We start from the raw sequence: 17,305 nt of genomic DNA on the forward strand, positions 1-17,305 counted from the left end.
ACGAGGAGGCACTGCGATGCGGGCCGAGATCGAAGCGGCCGCCGGCGAGATTAGAGAATCGCTGGCGCTGCTGAGGAGGCATCTTTGACTGGGATAACGCGCTGCGTCGTCTCGACGAACTGAACGCCCACGCCGAAGACCCCAAGCTGTGGGACGACCCGTCCCGCGCGCAGACCATCATGCGCGAGCGCACCCAACTCGAAACCTCGGTGAACGGCTACCGCGCGCTTGAGCGCGACCTGTCGGACAGCCTGGAGTTGATCGAGATGGGCGAGGCCGAGGGGGACGCGACCGTGGTCGCCGATGCCGAGGCCCAGCTCTACGCGCTGCGCGACCGCGCCGCGAAGCTCCAGATCGAGAGCCTGCTCTCGGGCGAGGCGGACGCCAACGACTGCTTCATCGAGGTGAACGCCGGCGCCGGCGGCACGGAGGCCCAGGATTGGGCGCTGATGCTGATGCGCATGTATCTCCGCTGGGCGGAACAGCACGGCTACAAGACGCAGTGGCTGGAGGAAAGCCCCGGCGAAGAGGCCGGCATCAAGTCCGCCACCGCGCAGATCAGCGGCCACAACGCCTATGGCTGGCTGAAGACCGAGGCCGGTGTGCACCGTCTGGTGCGCATCAGCCCGTTCGACAGCCAGGCCCGCCGCCAGACCAGCTTCGCCGCCGTCTCGGTGTCTCCGGTGATCGACGACAAGATCAACATCGAGATCAACGAGAAGGACTGCCGCATCGACACCTTCCGGGCGTCGGGCGCCGGTGGCCAGCACGTCAACAAGACGGACTCGGCGATCCGCATCACCCACCTGCCAACCGGCATCGTGGTGGCCTGCCAGCAGGAGCGCTCGCAGCACAAGAACCGCGCCAAGGCGTGGGACATGCTGCGTGCCCGCATGTACGAGCGGGAGCTGAAGATCCGCGAGGACGCCGCCGCCGCGCTCGAGGCGACCAAGAGCGACATCGGCTGGGGGCACCAGATCCGCTCCTACGTCCTGCACCCCTATCAGATGGTGAAGGATCTGCGGACCGAGGTGGAGACCTCGCAGAGCCAGGCGGTGCTGGACGGCGACCTGGACATGTTCCTGGAAGCCGCGCTGGCCGCGCGCCTGAAGGGGCAGAGCGACGACGCGGCTGCGTAAGTGCGGGTGGGGGCTGAGTCCTTGCCCCCACCCCGGCCCTCCCCCGCTGGGCGGGGGAGGGAGTTAAATCCCCTCCCCTGCGATAGCGGGGGAGGGTTAGGGTGGGGGCAAACCACCCTCCTATTTTTATCCCTTGGGAAGAAACGCGGCCTCTGCGTTGTTGATCTCCGCAACAAGAAACGGAGAGAGACCATGAACCGCAGCCTGTTCGCCGCTTTCCTGGCCGCCACGGCCTTCGCAACCCCGGCTTACGCCGCCTGTCCGACCGACAGCATGACGCCGGACATGTATTTCGCCTATGTCGAGGGCATCCAGAAGACCCTGACCGAGCAGGGCTTCCGTCCCGGCGTGATCGACGGGAAGATCGGTCCCAACACCCGCTCCGCCATCCGCGCCTACCAGAAGGCCGCGAAGCTCCCGGTGGACGGCTGTCCGACGCAGGAGCTTCTCGACCACATCAACTTCTCCCAGCCGAAGGTCTACGGGCCGGGCAAGCGGTAAAACCTAAGCTCACTTCACGCCAAACTCACTTCACGAAGGTCAGGTCCATCACGGACTTGGCGTCCAGCGCCTTGTCCACCTGGCCTTCGGACTGCCAGAACTTCACCTGATTGACGATGTCGTCGACCAGCAGCTTGCCCTTCGGCTCGACATAGGGCAGGCCGGCGGCGACGACCTCGGGCTTCTGCTTGGTCGCCTCCGCGATGATCGCCAGCAGCTCGTCATAGCCGGGTCCCTTCACCACGGCGCCCGAAGCGTCCTTGGCGTTGAAGGCGGCATGATACTCGGCCAGCGCGGTCAGATAGGCGCCGACGAACTTCTCGGCCAGCGGGCGGCGCTGGGCGACGGTCTTCGGGCTGGTGAAGAGGGCGCCGAGCTGCCACGGCGTCTCGTCGCCGACCCAGCCCAGGATGGTGCCGGAGCCTTCGGCGGCGAGCTGGCGGGCCACAGTCACCGGGGCGATCACCGCGTCCACTTGACCGCCCTTGAAGGCAGCGACCATCTTCGGCACGTCCTGCATCGCCACCATGGTCACGTCCTTGACCGTGAAGCCGTGCTTCTGGCCGAGCAGGCCGACCATGTAATGGAAGGTCGAGCCCACCGTGGTGATGGCGATGCGCTTGCCCTTGAGGTCGGCCGGCTTGGTCAGCCCGGCGTCGTGCGCCGCCTTGGTCGCCACATAGGCGCTGAGCTGGAAGCCCGGCTCGTCGCGGCTCTGCGCCGCGATCATGGTGACCGCACCCTTGGCAGCGAGGTTGTAGAAGCCCGCCGTCAGGCCGGTGACGCCGAAATCGACGTCGCCCGAGGCCACCGCCACCGGCACCTGCTGGGCCGAGGTGAACATCTTCAGATCGACGTCCAGACCTTCCTTCTCGAAATAGCCCTTGGACTTGGCGATGAAGATCGGGCCGGAGGAGGCCAGCGCCAGCACGCCGATGGAGGTCTTCTCCAGCCCCTGCGCCTCGGCGGCGGGCGTCCCGGCCAGCGCCAGGGCCGCGGCACCCATTGCACCCAGAACCAAACGGCGGCTCCAACGCACGACGGTCATTCTCAATCTCCCATTCTCAATCATCATTTTTCTCACCGCCATTTCAGCAGGCGGCGTTCCAGGATGGATAGCACGGTCCCGATGCTCAGACCGAGCAGCGAGAGAACCAGCACGCCGGCCAGGAGCTGGTCGGTCAGCATCAGGTTGCCGGCGGTCAGGACGAAGGCGCCGATGCCGTATTCCGCGCCGATCATCTCCGCCGCGACCACCAGGATCAGCGCGATGGAGGCGGTGATGCGGAAGCCGGCGAGGATGCCGGGCAGGGCGCCGGGAAGCACGATCTTGCGCAGGATCGACGCCCAGGGCAGGCCGAAGCTTTGCGCCATGCGGATCAGGTTGCGCGGCACCGAATCGATGGCGCTGTAGGTCGCGATTACGGTCGGGAAGAAGACGCCGAAGCCGATGGTGGCGAACTTCGACGGCTCGCCGATGCCGAACCACAGGATGAACAGCGGCAGCAGCGCGATCTTGGGGATCGGGAAGAAGGCCGAGACGAGGGGCACACCGACCGCCCGCGCCACTGACCCGATGCCCATGGCGAAGCCCACGGCCATTCCGGCCACCGTGCCCATGACCCAGCCGACGCCGATTCGCATCAGCGACGCCTTCAGGTGCTGCCACAGCGACCCGTCCTGCGCCATGGCGGCGAGCGCCGAGGCGACCGCGCTCGGCGGCGGCAGGAACAGTTCGCTGACGAGGCCGAAGCGGTTGGTGGACTCCCACACCGCGATCAGGACCACGAAGGCGAGCAGGGCCGCCCAGCGGTGCCCCTTGACCGTGAAGCCGCCGCCGCGGAAGCGGACGGGCTGGGAGGGGGAGCGGTCCTGAAGCGGAAGAGTGGTGCTGGTCAAAGGGGTATCAGGCATCGGCGATCTCCCGGTCGGCCAGTTGGGCCTCGGCCCGGATCAGGTGCCACAGCCGGTCGCGCACCTCCGCCAGATGGGCCTGGGCGGAGGGCTCCAGCCGCTGGTCGCGCGGCTCCTCGATGGTCACGATCTCGCGCAGGCGGCCGGGACGGCGGCTGAGCACGACGACCCGGTCGGCCAGCCGCAGCGCCTCGTCCAGATTGTGGGTGACGTAGAGGGCGGTCGTCCGCTCGCGCTGCCAGAGCGACAGGAAATCCTCCATCAGCAGCTCGCGCGTCTGGGCGTCGAGCGCCGACAGCGGCTCGTCCAGCAGCAGCATGGCCGGGCGCACGGCCAGCGCGCGGGCGATGCCGACGCGCTGGCGCATGCCGCCCGACAACTGCTTTGGCAGCGCCTTGCGGAAGTCCCACAGCCCCATGCGGCGCAGGCCGGATTCAATGCGCTCCGCCCGCTCCGCCGCCGACAGCGGGTGGTGTTCGAGGACGAGCGACAGGTTGTCCTCGACGCTGCGCCAGGGCAGCAGGGCGAAGTCTTGGAAGATGAAGGTGATCGGGTTCAGGCAGCCGTCCGGCACCTCGCCCGCCACCGCGATGGTGCCGGAGGTGGGTGCCACGATGCCGCCGGCGATGCCGAGCAGGGTGGACTTGCCGCAGCCCGACGGGCCGATGACGGCCAGAACCTCCCCCTCCTGCACCGTCAGGTCGATGCCGTCCAGCACGACGAGGTCGTCGTAGCGGTGGCACAGGTCCTTGATGATAAGCCTCATTGTCCCTTTCCTGTTGCCGACCCCGCCCAGGAGATCAGCAGTTCGTCCCGCGAGGTCAGGCCCGCTTCCGGCAGCGCGTGGTTCACGACGGCCTTGGCGGCGCCGCCGGTCGCTTCCGGCAGGCGGTTCTCCCACATGGCCTGATGGAGCGTGGGCAACTCGTCCCAGTTCCCGAGGTATGTCGTTGGCACACGGACCGCCCCCGACGCAATGACGCGGTTCAGCCCTGCGATTTCCGCAGCGTTCGAAAGATGCGTGCCGACAATGGACGCGGATGGCATCAGGATGCGGCGCTGGCGCATCCACACCTGAGGCGCGTAGAAGCTGTAGCGACGACCACTCATATCGCCGCAATAGACGACGCGGCCCGTGTGCGGCTTTACGAGCATGGTCGAGACGGCCAGCGTGTCGCGCCGTGCCCGCTCCACCACCACGTCGGGCATGCCGCGCGGGTTGTCGGCGGCGCGCAGGATGCGGCCCACCGCCTGGCCCAGCGGCTTGAAGGTGTCTTCGGTGAACAGCCGCACGGCCTCCTTGAAGGCGGCGGTCTCGCGCTGCGGGTCGGGCAGGTCCGGCATGGTGTCGGGCCAGTCGAAATGCGGGACGCGGCGCGTGATCTCGGCCAGCGACACGGCGCCGGCCAGCGCCTCGCCGTAGCCCAGCGACAGCACGAAGTCGCGTTCGGAATCCCGGTCGGTGACGACGCAGACGCGGGCGCCGGACTCGCGGGCCGCCTCGATGGCCGAGAGCGCCATGTCGTCGCGCAGGCCCACCGCCCCGGCGCCGTAGAAGACCAGCACGGCCTCGCCGGGGCGCAGGCGGGCGCGGCGCAGCATCTCCGCGGGCTCGGCGGAACCGGGCTTGCCGAGGAAGGTCATGTGGTAGCCGCTGGAGGCGCCGAAGAAGGTCAGCGCGCCGCCGTCCGCCAACGACTGGAAGGTGCGCGGGAAGGTCGTCTCGCCGGCGTGGCTGACCGCGTAGTCGACGAGGTGGCCGCCGTTGGCGGCGCGCAGCGCGTCGATGTAGGGGCACCCGGCTTCCTCCCACGCCGCCCAGTGCGCCGGGTCGGCGGGGATGCGGGTGAAGGCGGCCTCGGCGACGGAACGGTCCACTGCCTCGGCCCCGCGGGCGCGGATCGCGGCCGCCCGGCGTTCCGACGACACCATGCCGGTTACCTTCATGCGCCGGGCCAGCGCCAGTTCCACCGTCCAGGCGCCGGTGCCGCCCGCCGCCCCCTCGACCAGCAGGCGCTTGCCGGGCTGCACGTCGAGGGCGGTGAACAGCGCGCGGTAGCCGGTGCCGGCGGCGAGCATGTAGCTTCCCGCCTCCTCCAGCGCGAGGCCGGGCGGCAGGGGGAAGAGTTGAGGCCCGTCGGCCAGCATGAACTGCTGGTGGCTGCCGTCCGGCGACTGGTAGCCCTGGATGTGGAAGTCGGTGAACATGGGGTCGGCCCCGGCCTCCGGGTCCAGCAGGTCCGAGACGCCGGAATAGACGGCGACCAGATCGCCGACCGCCAGCCGCCCCTGGGCCTGCAACGCCTCTCCCATGCGCACGACCATGCCGACGCCGCCGGAACCGGTGACGTGCACGTCCTCGTCATGCTCGTCGAACAGCGAGATGGGGATGCCGGTCAGCGCCCAGACGTCGTTGTAGTTGACCTCGGAGGCGAGGACGTAGACGAGCGCCTGGTTGGGACCGGGCTCGGGGACGGGGATGACCACCTCGGTTTCGGCCTGTGCCGGGTCGCCATGGGCGGCGGCTCCCGTCTCCAAATCGCGGACGACGGCCTGGGCGAGCTGCCAGCGGGGCAGCGGTGTGGCGCCGGGGACGAAGGGGCTGCCGATGGGCAGCACGCCGTCGCGGCTGTCGCGCTGCGGGCGGGCGGGGAGGGGCGGAGACTTCTTCTCCAGGAACAGGGCGATGCCCTTTTTGGCGCCGTTGGCCGGGTCGAGGAGGAAGCGGGCGAAGGCGTTGATCTCGGCCTCGGTGCCGACGTCGAAGCCGTCGCGCAGGCCGGTGTCGACGAGCTGGACGATGGTGTCGGCGACCGGGCCGCGGCCGACGCCGTGGGCTTGGCGGAGGAGGCGCTTTACCCCCTCTCCCCCCTGGGGAGAGGGCTGGGGTGAGGGGGTTGCGCTTGGCGGCACGTTCGGCACATGCGCAACCCCCTCACCCTCCCCTCTCCCCAGGGGGGAGAGGGTATTGGAGCGCAGCGCCGCTTCCCTTGCCATCGCCTTCGCCAGCGTCAGCGCGTCGTCCGCCCCGCGCGCCACCACATCGACCAGCCCATACCCCAGCGCTGTCCCGGCGTCGATCTGGCGCCCGGACAGCAGGACCTCCAGCGCGCGTTCATACCCCCGCTCCGGGTCCTTGCGCAGGAGCAGGCGCGGCAAGCGCTGCGTGCCGCCATAGCCCGGCGGCAGGAACAGGTTGATCTCCGGCTGGCCCAGCCGGGCGCGCGGGTCGGCCACCCGGACATGGCAGGCCATCGCCAGCTCGCAGCCGCCGCCGAGCGCCACGCCGCGGATCGCCGCGAACACCGGCTTGTCCAGCGCCGCGATGGCGCGGAAGACGGCGTGGGCCTTGGCGGGCAGAGCGCGGGCCTCGCTCTCGTCCCGCACCTCGTCGAGGAGCTGGCGGATATCGGCGCCGGCCACGAAGTTGCGGCCCGTGCCGGTGATCACCACGGCGCGCACGTCCGCCCGCCGGGCGAGATGGGAAACCAGCGTGTCCAACTCGTCCAGCAGCCGGTCGGAGAGCGCGTTGACCGGCGGGTTGTCGATGGTCACCGTCGCCATCCGCACGTCGTCGGCCAGCCGGTCGTACTGGATGGACAGGAAGCGCTGCCGCTCGATGAGGGTCTGTTCCTCCGCCCGCTGTTGGCCACGCGTCCAGGCGGCGATGCGCGCTTCCAGGTCGGTCAGGCATTCCGGGTTGCGCAGGGTGGAGGTGTCGCCCAGCGGCTCCCCGTTCATCATCGCCGTCAGGAAGCGGCGCATGTATTTGCCGGAGCGCGTCTCGGGAAAGGCCGGGACGGCCAGGATGTCGGAGGGGACGGCGACGGCGCCCTTCTCCTGCCGCACCAGATCCTTCAGCCGGCGCTCGTCGTCGGCGGTGATGTCGCGGCCCTTGGCGGGCAGGACGAAGGCGACGGGGGTCAGGCCCTTCTCGCGGTGGGGGGCGCCGACCACGATGACGTTGCCGACCGGGCTGTCGGGGTTGATCTGCTTGTCGCGCAGGATCGCGCCCTCGATTTCCTCCGTCCCCATGCGGTGGCCGGACACGTTGATCACGTCGTCGGACCGCCCGTGCAGGCTGAAGCTGCCGTCCTCGTACTTGCGCGCGAAGTCGCCTTGCAGGTAGGCCCAGACCGGCTTGCCGTCCGCATCGCGGAAGCGCCCGAAATAGGTCGTCACGAAACGGTCGAAGTCACCCTTCCAGCCCGGCTTGCCGACGTTCTCCGCGTCGCCCCAGATGGTCCGGGTCAGGTAGGGGTAAGGGGCGGTGACGACGATCTCGCCCTTCTCCTCCACCTCGGCGGGGCGGAAGGCGACGCGTCCGGCGGCGTCCGGCTCGCTCTCGGTCACCCAGACGTCGCCCAGCACCCAGGGCAGCGGGTAGGTGTGGGCGTCGGCGCGCAACGGCTGGTCGGGGTTGCCGTAGGGGTGGGTCCAGACGATGCCGCCATGCTCCGTCGCCCAATAGCTGTTGATGTATTGCGGCGTCATCACCGCCATGCCGAAGGCCTGGACGGCGGGGCTGGTCGGCTCCGCGCAGAAGGTGGCGACCCGCAAGCTGGAGCGGTCGTAGCGCTCGACGTCGGCGCGGTTCTCCGGGTGGGTCATGACCGTCTTCAGGAAGGTCACGCCCGCCTTGAAGATGGTGACCTTGTGCCGCTCGATGATCGAGGCGAAGCGCCCGGCGTTGGGGAAGACCGGCGCCCCCTCCGTCACGATGCCGGGGATGCGGGCGGCGAGGCTGGCGGTGATCAGGTAGCTCTGGCCGGTGATCCAGCCCGGATCGGCGATGACGTAGATCGCATCGCGGCCCGGCAGGGCGTCGAAGCTGACCTTCATGGTGTGGGCGAGGCCGGCGACGTAGCCGCCATGGACATGCACCACGCCCTTCGGCTTTCCGGTGGAGCCGGAGGTGTAGATGATGAACAGCGGATACTCGGCGTCCACCGGCAGGCAGGGCACGGCCTTCGCCACGGCGGCGTAGAGCGCCCGGTCGTCCAGCGCGCGCAGCGCCTCCATGCCGGGCAGGCCGGCGGCGGCGCACAGCTCCGCCTCGGCCTTCGCCAGCAGGTCGTGCGCCCAGACGTCGCGTCCTTCGGTCCAGGGGATGTCGGGCAGGCCGGCATGGCGGACGACGATCACCGCCTCGACCCGCGGCGGGGCGGCGGTCAGCGCCTCGGCGACGCTGGCGCGCAGGTCAGCCACGGTGGCGGCGTCGAGTGTCCCGGCGCGGTCCAGTGCCCGGCCCAGCTCGCGCATCACGTCGGCGGGGGCAACGGTGATCTCGCCCTCCAGCCCGCGGCGCACCGGTTCCATCAGGGCCGTGTCGCCCAGCTTGGCGCGCAGGACCTCCTCGGTGATTCTGAGTGCTACGGGCAGGGCGACGAAGCGGTCGAGCGCCGGGTCGCTGTAGGCTTCCTTGAAGGGGGCCATCTCGGCGTTGCGGCTGGCGCCGTCGGCGGTGATGACGACGCGGGCGCCGGCGTTCTCGATGCGGTCGGACAGCGTCTTGTCGGAGAAGCCGCCGAAGACGGCGGTGTAGATGACGCCGAGGCGCTTCGCCCCCTCGGTCCAGACGATCTGGTCGAGGATGTTGGGCATGTTCAGCGCGATCCGGTCGCCCTGGCGGAGGCCGAGCCCTTGCAGAGCCAAGGCGGCAAGCGCGGAGCGGATCAGCAGCTCGCGCCGGGTCAGCGTGACGTGATGGACCGGGCCGCCGCGCCCGCCGTTGGCGGCGGCGTCCCAACGATCGCCCTCGTACCAGTAGGCGGTCTCCGCCCCATGGCCGGACAGGACGTGGCGGTCCACCTCGTTGAAGGCGGCGTTGGTCAGCCCGCCCGCGAACCAGCGGTAGAAGGGCGCTTCGGACCCGTCGAACGCCTGGGTCCAGGGCGTCCAGTCTGCCCGCTCCGCTGCCTCGCCCGTCGTGGCGTTCCAGCCTCGCCAGACGCCGTCGGCATCGCGCATCAGCCAGTGCGCGCCGTCGAACCAGTGGATCGTCTCCGCGGCGATGGCGCCGTGGAAGGCGCCGGGGTCACCCTCGCAGGCGGCGCGCTGGCTCTGCCAGTCCGCGGCGGAGCGGATGGGGTTGACGGCGACGTCCTGCGGCAGCGGCGGCTGTCCGGTGGACTCCGCGACGGCGTGGTCCATGCTTTCCTCCCGATCGGGCATTTCTTCTTTGGCGGCCACGTCTTTTGCGCGGCGGGCATCACTATAGCGCGGCGCCCTGCATGGGCTGCAATGGCGCCGTGCGCGGCGGGGGTATGCCGTATACGCGGCTTTCGGTCATACTTGGTGCAATCAATAGCAATGGGAGGAAACGGCATGTCCGACAACGGCGCGCCTGCGAATGATTCGGTGACCTTCGCGGTCAGCCACCCCGATCCGGCGGACTTCAAGCGCGACGGGCTGCGACCCTTCTTCGAATACCGCGACCTGGGCATCCGTGCCGCCACGGCGGGCAAGGCGAACGCCCACGTCATCCGCGCCCGCCCCGGCGAGCCGTCGCACGGCGGCTGGCACCGGCACGCGCTGGATTTCCAGATGGTCTACGTGCTGAAGGGCTGGGTGAAATTCGCCTATGAAGGCGTGGGGGAGGTGCTGTTGCAGGCCGGCTCCTGCGTGCACCAGCCACCGGGCATCCGCCATGTCGAGATCGCGCACTCCGACGATCTGGAGATGCTGGAGATCACGCTTCCCGCCGACTTCCCGACCGAAGGGGCCGAGCCGCCCACCGGGAACTGATGCCGCACCCGCCAAAAAAAGTGCCGGCCAAAAAAAGTGCCGGTCGCATCCGTCGTGGAAACGACGGTGCGGCCGGCCAGATGCTTTGGAGGAATCGCCGCCATGGCCACAGGGAACGACGCGGCCACGGGACGCTTCGTTGCAAAGGAAAGCAATGCCCATGCCAGCGCTTGAGCGGGCTCCCGGAGCCGGTTTCCCGTGCTTTCGGGAAGGGCCTCCGGAGCGAACCTGTCTGGAAGAGTGGACAGGTGACCGGATCGCTGGACAGGCGGGTGGGCGCCGCTGTTCTGGCATGTTGGGCGCGTCGAGGGTATTAGGGCGGTGTGTGGCGGCGTGATGAGGATGCGGACGGGATGCCCGAGGTCGAGATCTCCCGCGAGGACAAGGGGCAGGCGACGGTGTTCGAGGCGTCGCCGTCCAGTGTGCCGCCCCAGCGTTACGCCCACCTGCTCTACGCCGCCCTGCTGCTGGCCGGTTTCGTCGTCGTGGCCGAACTGACGCTGGAGCCGACGGCCTCGATGCTGCGCTGGCTGGGTGTCCTGTGCGCGGTGCCGCTTCTGCTGATGTGGATGATCACGCTGCTGCGGGCGGCCCGGCGCAGCGCCGTGCGGCTGGTCGTGGCGCCGGAAGGGTTGACCGCCCACGGACAACTTGTCCCCCACGATACGATCCGCGGGGTGGCGCTCTACCCGCCGCAGGGCAAACGCCCGCTGTTCGTGGCGCGCATCCAGACGATGACCTTGCAGCAGCACCAAAAGGAACTGGCGCTGGCCGGCGGGGACGTGGATGCGGAGGAGGACGGGAAACCGGGGAAGGGGCGTCGGCGGCGCGCCGGCTACCGGCTGCTTCTGCTGCGCCGGAACCATCTGCCGGCGCTGGTCCTGGTGCGCGGCCTCACCCTGTCGGGCGGCGAGACGCTGATGGCCGGGCTGGCCGCGGAACTGCGCCGCCACAGCCGGCCGGGCTGACACTCATCCGGCTTTTTATTCGGCGCGCAGTGGTGCGCGGGCAAGCGCCCCTCCCGCCGCGGGGGCGGGAGAGGACCGCGCTGGAAAGGCGTGACTCAGCGACGGGCCGTCGGGGCTGCCGGCAGGTCTTCTTCCAGGATGACGACGTGCAGGGCGTAGGAGACCTCACCCTCGTCCACGTCGCGGTGCAGGGTGCCGACGAATTCGTCGCCCAGCATGACTTCTGCGGACTGGCCGGCCTTCTCGGGCGGCTGGATGATGATCTTGTCGTTGCCGAGCGTCTTGCGCAGATAGCTCTGCACACGGGCGATTTCGGTTTCGGTCATCTTGGCGACCGTCGGCTTGGCGGGCGGCATGGCATGATCCCTGTGTTGTCGAAGGGGTCATATAGAAACCTTTCGGGCAAAGGGAAAGCACAACATCGCCCTGGATCGCCCTGGATCGCGCATTCGCCGCGCCGCCCGCCGCAGGGCCCGTCTTTCTTGCGGGGGACCATGCCCCCGCCTGTGGGAAGCCCTTAGCCGGATTTGTCCTCTTGTTCCGGGTTGCGCGGCCAAATACTGGACGGATTGGAATGTGGGGGCGTCCGCGCCCCGCCGTCCGATGACCATGGCATGGGGTGACCATGGCTGCACGCCTTCGCCGTTTCGTCTCGTGCCGCATTCTCCTGGCGCTGACCGCCGGCCTTCTGCTGGCCGTGGCGGCATGGGTGGCGCCCGGTCTGGCGGCCACCGTGCCAGAGCAGCGCATCGCCCTGGTCATCGGCGTCGGCGCCTACCGTCACGCCACCGAACTGCCCAACCCGCGCAACGACGCCCGCGCCATGTCGGCGGCCCTGCGCAAGCTTGGCTTTGCGGTGGAGGAGCGCTACGACCTCGACAACCGCGGCATGGCCGAGGCGTTGCGCGGCTTCGGCATCCAGGCGGCGCAGGCCGACGTGGCGCTGCTCTACTTCGCCGGGCACGGCATGCAGGTCGGCGGCACCAACTTCCTGATCCCCGCCGACGCCCGGCTGGAGCGCGAGCGCGATCTGGTCTACGAGGCGCTGCCGCTGAACCTGCCAATGGGCGAGCTGGCCCAGGCGCGCAAGCTGGGCATCCTGATCCTGGACGCCTGCCGCAACAACCCCTTCGCCGACCGGCTGGTGCGGTCCGGCACCAAGCGGACGGAGGTTCATTCCGGCTTCGCCCGCGTCGACGACACGCCGACCGACACGCTGGTCGCCATGGCCACCCGCGCCGACGCGGTGGCCGAGGACGGGCAGGGCGACCACAGCCCCTACACCGCGTCGCTCCTGAAGAACTTCGACGTGCCGGGGCTGGAGCTGAGCCTGTTCTTCCGCCGCGTGCGCGACGACGTCATGCAGGTCACCCAGGGGCGGCAGGAACCCTTCCTCTACGGTTCGCTGGGGGCCGCCCCCTTCTACTTCAACCCGTTGCCGGAGAACCGGCCGCCGCAGCTCGCCGCCTTCAAGACGCTGGAGGTGTTCGACCGCGGCGGAACGGAAGGGCTGGGCATCGCGCGGCCCAGCGATCCCGACAACGACCAGCTCTTCGCCCAGGTGACCGGCCTGCCGCGCGGCGGCGGGGTGCGCATCGGCGACCGGGTGGTGCTGATCGGCGACTATCTGACGCTCGACCAGCTCACCGCCGCGACCTTCCGGGCCGACGCCACCCATCTGGGCGACGCCGGCAGCTTCGAGTTCGCGGTGATGGACGGGCGCGGCGGGGTGGCGCGGGGCGGCGTGCCGATCCTCATCAAGCCGAGCAACCGCCCGCCGGTCGCCGTCGCCGAGCGCAGCGTGCGCGCCGTGGTCAACAGCCTGCGGCTGGAGGTGCCAACCGACCCCGACGGCGACCCGCTGACCTTCACCGTCAGCGCCGTGCCGGAGCGTGGCAAGGTCCGCGACGGCACCACCCCGCTGAAGCCCGGCGACAAGCTGGCGCCGGAGCGGCTGACCGCGCTGACCTTCGACCCGGAACGCGCCACCGCGGGACGCGCTGGGGTGTTCAGCGTGCTGGTCGAGGACGGGCGCGGCGGTCGCACGACGATGAGCGCGCTGCTGGAGGTCGAGGAGGCCGGTGCCGCGCCGCCTCAGGCCGATCTGGAGGAGTCGCTGTGGCGCCGCGTGCGCGACAGCCGCGACGCCGATGCGCTGGACGCCTTCCTGCGGCTGTTCGGCACCGGCCCCTTCGCCGCCCCGGCGCGGGACCGGCTGAACCGGTTGCGCGCCGAATCGGCCAAGGTCGCGGCGCTCTCCTCGGCGGGTGGGGCGGGGAGCAGCGGGCCGTCTGGCAATGGTTCGGGCAATGGAGCATCCAGCGGCAAGGCGTCTCCGCCGCCGGAGCTTCAGCTCGACACCGCCGGGGAGGGGATGTACGTGGCCGTCGCCGACGCGGAGTTGCGCGCCGGGCCGGACGCGCGGTCGGAGCGGGTCGGCACCCTCGCCAAGGAGGGTGCGGTTCGGGTGCTGGGCCGGGTGGCCGACGCCGACTGGTACCGGGTCGCCCTGGATGACGGCACCCAGGGCGGCGTGCAGGGCTTCGTCCGCGGCCCCGCGCTGCGGCCCGCCGGGCCGGAGGACCGCCAGCGGCTGGCGCTTGCCGCACCGGTCCAGCCAGGGGGCTCGCAGGGGCGGGCGCAGGGCAACGGCAGCAGCTTCCAGGATTGCCCGGCCTGCCCGCCGATGATGCGCATTCCCGTCGGCAGCTTCGTCATGGGCAGCGAGCGCGGCGACGCCAGCCAGCGCCCGCCCCGCCGCGTCACCTTCGCCCGGCCCTTCGCCATCGGGGTCTACGAAGTCACGGTCGCCAACTGGCGGGCCTGCGTGGAGGGCGGCGGTTGCGCCGCCATGCCGCGGATGCGCAACCCCTCCGACGACACGCCGGTCCACAACATCCATGTGGAGGACGCGCTGGCCTACACCGAGTGGCTCAGCCGTAAGACCGGACAGCGCTACCGCCTGCCGAGCGAGGCCGAATGGGAATACGCGGCGCGCGGCGGCAGTGCGGCGCGCTTCGCCTGGGGCGATAGTCTGACGCCGGGGGCGCGGCTGGCCAACTGCCGCGACTGCGGCGGAGGTGCCGACCGCTCCCTGCCGGCGCCGGTCGGCAGCTTCCAGCCCAACGCCTTCGGCCTCTACGACACCAGCGGCGGCGTGGCGGAGTGGGTCGCCGACTGCTGGAACCCCGGCTACAAGGGCGCCCCGACGGACGGCAGCGCCTGGACGGAGGGCGATTGCCGCAAGCGGGTGCTGCGCGGCGGTTCCTGGCGGGACGGGCAGGACGCCATCGCCGTCACCGCCCGCATCGGCTATGACGCCGACGTGCGCTATTTCGCCGACGGGCTGCGGGTCGCCCGCGATCTGAACTGACTCCGCCCGCGTTCGTTGGTGGGACGCACCGTCTGCGGAAGGGACCGCGGCGCCCCCGAAATTGCAGAAATTGGTGTTGGGCCAATGCGCTAGACTTGGCTGTTCAAGGCTTGGCGATCCGTGATCCAGACGGCCCGATAACGAGAGGCTGGCGGCGGCTTCGACCAAAATCATTACAGCCGCCGCTGCCTAAGACTCCCTAAAGGGGTGGTCAAAGAGATAATCAGGTGGAGGGTATCGACGTGTTGCGCTGGCCCCGGAGCGCCGTTTGGACTGTTGCGCTGGTTCTGGTGACGGCGAACGTTGCCTTTGCCCCCCTGGCGTTCGCCGACGACAAGCGCGTCGCGCTGGTGATCGGCAACGCGCAGTACCAGGAGGGCGGCCCGGCCGCCGGGGTGGGCGCCAACACAGCGGTCGTCGCCGACGCGTTGCGCCGCGCCGGCTTCACCGTCACCGCCGCCGAGAACCTCGACCATCGCGGCATGGTCGCGGCGCTGAGCCGGTTCCAGGACGCGCTGGGGCAGGCCGACCTCGGCTTCCTCTATTACTCCGGCGTGGCGCTGAGCCTGTCGGCCAAGGGCTTCCTGGTGCCGGTGGACGCCAAGCCCGGTTCGGAATACGACGTGATCTTCGACACCATCGAGTTGGACTATGCGCTGAAGGAGATCCAGCGCAGCGGGCGCAAGGCCGTCGCCGTGTTCGACCCGGTGCCCGCCCACCCGCTGGCCGACAAGCTGGCGTCGGCGATGGGCGAGGAGGGGCGCTCCGTGAAACCGGCGCTGGCAGCCCCGGCGGCGCTCGACAACCTGTTCGTCGTCTATTCGCACCGGCCCGGCACGCCGCCCGCCACGCCGTCCGGCAAGGGGGCCGACGCCTTCTCGACCGCCCTGGCGCAGGAGATGGTCAAGCCGGGCGTGCCGCTGCGCGACGCGCTGGCAGAAGTCGCCCGCACCGTCGTCGGACGCACCCGCGGAACGCAGCACCCCTGGCTGCAGGACCGGCTGGGCACGGATCTCGTGCTGGTGCCCGGCCCACGCGCGCCGTCCGCCCCCGTCGTCGCCCGAACGGAGGAGGCGCCGCCCGCCGTGGTGGCGACGGCTCCCGAAGCGAAGCCGGCCGAATCCAAGCCAATCGAACCCAAGCCAATCGAACCCAAGCCAATCGAACCCAAGCCGCTGCCACAGAAGGCGGAGGAAAAGCCCGCCGCCCCGGCGGTCGCGGAGGTGGAGGTGGACCCGCTGAACGAGAAGCGGGTGGTGACGCGCGACACCAACCTGCGCGCCGGTCCCGACACCAAGGCGGCGGTCGTCGGCACGCTGCGTCACGACAGCGAGGTCACGGTCACCGGGCGGACCCGCCGCAACGGCGGCTGGCTGCGCGTCGAGCAGGACGGGAAGACCGGCTTCGCCTTCGCCAGCAACCTCGCCAAGCCGGAGGAGGTGCCGGTGGCCTCCGCCCAGCCGCCGACGCAGCCCCCGCAGCAGTCCCAGTCGTCTGCGCTGACGCCCGGCGTCTATACGGTGGCGCGCGACGCCAACCTGTTCGCCCGCCCGGTGCTCGGCGCGCGCAGCCTGCGCGATCTGGAGCAGGGGCAGCGGGTGACGCTGCTCCAGGCCGCCCCCGACTCCGGCTGGGTGCTGGTACGCGATTCGTCTGGGCAGGAGGGCTATGTCACCACCGGGACTCTGGCGGGCCGGCCGGGTGAGGCGGTGTCCATGGGCGGTGCGGCGGGCGGTGCGGCGCCCAGCGCCTACCCGCCGCCCACGGTGGTCCGCAACGACGTCGATCCGGTGGCCGGCGCGCTGTCCGGCACGACCGGTCCGACAAGGCTGGCGGCCCTTCCCGAGGGAGGTGGGGAGAGCGCCGCGGGGCGCACCGCCACCGGCACGGACCCGGTCCTAGCCGGGCTGGCCGAACCCTACCGTGACGCCGTGCAGGCGGGCCGCAACGCTGCCGCCCGTGCCGCCCGTTCGGCCACCGCCGGGCGCGGGGCGGAGGCGAAGGCGCGCGAGGCCCAGGCCGCCGCCCGCCGCGCCGCCGGTCAGGCCCGCGGCGGGGAGTCGGGCTTCGGGGTGCACCGCTTCCCCAACGGCGATGTCTACGAAGGGGCGTGGAACCGCGGGCTGGGCAACTTCTCCCTCCAGGGGACGATCAGCCGGAACGGCGTCGGCGTCTACCGCTTCGCCAACGGTCAGGTCTATGAGGGGGAGTGGAAGAACGACCAGATGTCCGGCTACGGCGTCCTGGGCTTCCCATCCGGCGACCGCTTCGAGGGGACTTTCGTGAACGCCGTGCCGAACGGGCCGGGCGTCTACCGCTTCGCCAACGGCGATTCCTACGCGGGCGAGGTGCGCCAGGGCCGCGTCGACGGTCACGGCGAGTTGGCCTTCACCAACGGAGAGCGGTTCAACGGCGTGGTGGTGGACCGGCTTCCGGCGGGGCCGGGCGAACTGTCGATGCGTGGCGGCACCCGTCATGTCGGTCAGTTCCGCGGCGGCATCCAGGACGGTCCGGGCGCGGCCATCGACTCCGCCGGCGCGATGCAGCCCGGCATCTGGCGCGGCGCGACGCTGTTGAGCCGGTAACGCCGCTTCGTCTTTCCGTTTCGGCTGATATGCCCCACATTGGAACGCATTGCGGCTCGCCCTCCGGCCGCGCCATGC

11 protein-coding genes are annotated in these 17,305 nt (G+C 70.4%); 6 read left to right on the top strand and 5 right to left on the bottom strand.

Features of this window, described 5'->3' with window-relative positions; all coding sequences use genetic code 11:
• The first annotated feature begins 16 nt into the window (after window positions 1-16).
• Together prfB and H1Q64_RS08265 are read left to right on the top strand one after the other, a co-directional pair.
• Window positions 17-1,139, top strand: a protein-coding gene (prfB, locus tag H1Q64_RS08260; RefSeq protein WP_145674376.1) for a peptide chain release factor 2 whose coding sequence is annotated in 2 segments (ribosomal slippage) — window positions 17-85 and window positions 87-1,139 — 1,122 coding nt in all. Because the reading frame shifts where the segments join, the coding sequence is not laid out codon by codon here.
• 192 nt (window positions 1,140-1,331) lie between these two features.
• Entirely contained in the window at window positions 1,332-1,640 is a 309-nt protein-coding gene (locus H1Q64_RS08265) for a peptidoglycan-binding domain-containing protein (protein ID WP_114861539.1), read from the top strand.
• Window positions 1,641-1,665: 25 nt separating this feature from the next.
• On the opposite strand, the gene H1Q64_RS08270 is transcribed toward H1Q64_RS08265, so the two are convergent.
• Genes H1Q64_RS08270 through H1Q64_RS08285 form a run of 4 tightly spaced genes read right to left on the bottom strand, consistent with a single transcriptional unit; the run spans window position 1,666 to window position 9,707 of the window.
• Window positions 1,666-2,688, bottom strand: a complete 1,023-nt coding sequence (locus tag H1Q64_RS08270; protein ID WP_237903136.1) for an ABC transporter substrate-binding protein — start codon at window positions 2,686-2,688, stop codon at window positions 1,666-1,668.
• Between the two features lie 32 nt (window positions 2,689-2,720).
• A complete protein-coding gene (locus H1Q64_RS08275) occupies window positions 2,721-3,554 on the bottom strand; it encodes an ABC transporter permease (protein ID WP_237903137.1) in 834 nt (277 codons plus the stop codon).
• Window positions 3,547-4,320 (bottom strand): ABC transporter ATP-binding protein, encoded by a 774-nt coding sequence (locus H1Q64_RS08280; protein ID WP_237903138.1) that lies wholly within the window; start codon window positions 4,318-4,320, stop codon window positions 3,547-3,549. The genes H1Q64_RS08275 and H1Q64_RS08280 overlap by 8 nt, the downstream gene beginning before the upstream one ends.
• Window positions 4,317-9,707: an AMP-binding protein gene (locus tag H1Q64_RS08285; RefSeq protein ID WP_237903139.1), complete on the bottom strand. Its 5,391-nt coding sequence runs from the start codon at window positions 9,705-9,707 to the stop codon at window positions 4,317-4,319. The genes H1Q64_RS08280 and H1Q64_RS08285 overlap by 4 nt, the downstream gene beginning before the upstream one ends.
• Window positions 9,708-9,881: 174 nt before the next feature.
• On the opposite strand from H1Q64_RS08285, the gene H1Q64_RS08290 reads away from it, so the two are divergent.
• Together H1Q64_RS08290 and H1Q64_RS08295 are read left to right on the top strand one after the other, a co-directional pair.
• Window positions 9,882-10,301: a cupin domain-containing protein gene (locus H1Q64_RS08290; protein ID WP_237903140.1), complete on the top strand. Its 420-nt coding sequence runs from the start codon at window positions 9,882-9,884 to the stop codon at window positions 10,299-10,301.
• Window positions 10,302-10,654: 353 nt separating this feature from the next.
• Window positions 10,655-11,269, top strand: a complete 615-nt coding sequence (locus H1Q64_RS08295; protein WP_014241109.1) for a hypothetical protein — start codon at window positions 10,655-10,657, stop codon at window positions 11,267-11,269.
• Between the two features lie 95 nt (window positions 11,270-11,364).
• Here H1Q64_RS08295 and H1Q64_RS08300 read toward each other — a convergent pair whose 3' ends face one another.
• Window positions 11,365-11,625: a DUF3126 family protein gene (locus H1Q64_RS08300; RefSeq protein WP_014241108.1), complete on the bottom strand. Its 261-nt coding sequence runs from the start codon at window positions 11,623-11,625 to the stop codon at window positions 11,365-11,367.
• Window positions 11,626-11,894: 269 nt separating this feature from the next.
• Here H1Q64_RS08300 and H1Q64_RS08305 point away from each other — a divergent pair, with 269 nt between their 5' ends.
• Both H1Q64_RS08305 and H1Q64_RS08310 read left to right on the top strand, forming a co-directional pair.
• Window positions 11,895-14,642, top strand: coding sequence for an SUMF1/EgtB/PvdO family nonheme iron enzyme (locus tag H1Q64_RS08305; protein ID WP_237903141.1), 2,748 nt, complete (start codon window positions 11,895-11,897; stop codon window positions 14,640-14,642).
• Window positions 14,643-14,932: 290 nt separating this feature from the next.
• Window positions 14,933-17,227: an SH3 domain-containing protein gene (locus H1Q64_RS08310; protein WP_237903142.1), complete on the top strand. Its 2,295-nt coding sequence runs from the start codon at window positions 14,933-14,935 to the stop codon at window positions 17,225-17,227.
• Window positions 17,228-17,305 lie beyond the last annotated feature (78 nt).

Source organism: Azospirillum brasilense, assembly GCF_022023855.1.
In the GTDB taxonomy this organism is placed as follows: Bacteria; Pseudomonadota; Alphaproteobacteria; order Azospirillales; family Azospirillaceae; genus Azospirillum; species Azospirillum brasilense_F.

Excerpts from the sequence above, each read along its gene's own strand:
- H1Q64_RS08305 (WP_237903141.1), top strand. The coding sequence starts at position 11,895 with ATGGCTGCACGCCTTCGCCGTTTCGTCTCGTGCCGCATTCTCCTGGCG.
- H1Q64_RS08275 (WP_237903137.1), bottom strand. The coding sequence starts at position 3,554 with ATGCCTGATACCCCTTTGACCAGCACCACTCTTCCGCTTCAGGACCGC.
- H1Q64_RS08280 (WP_237903138.1), bottom strand. The coding sequence starts at position 4,320 with ATGAGGCTTATCATCAAGGACCTGTGCCACCGCTACGACGACCTCGTC.
- H1Q64_RS08295 (WP_014241109.1), top strand. The coding sequence starts at position 10,655 with ATGCCCGAGGTCGAGATCTCCCGCGAGGACAAGGGGCAGGCGACGGTG.
- H1Q64_RS08290 (WP_237903140.1), top strand. The coding sequence starts at position 9,882 with ATGTCCGACAACGGCGCGCCTGCGAATGATTCGGTGACCTTCGCGGTC.
- H1Q64_RS08270 (WP_237903136.1), bottom strand. The coding sequence starts at position 2,688 with ATGACCGTCGTGCGTTGGAGCCGCCGTTTGGTTCTGGGTGCAATGGGT.
- H1Q64_RS08300 (WP_014241108.1), bottom strand. The coding sequence starts at position 11,625 with ATGCCGCCCGCCAAGCCGACGGTCGCCAAGATGACCGAAACCGAAATC.
- H1Q64_RS08285 (WP_237903139.1), bottom strand. The coding sequence starts at position 9,707 with ATGGACCACGCCGTCGCGGAGTCCACCGGACAGCCGCCGCTGCCGCAG.
- H1Q64_RS08265 (WP_114861539.1), top strand. The coding sequence starts at position 1,332 with ATGAACCGCAGCCTGTTCGCCGCTTTCCTGGCCGCCACGGCCTTCGCA.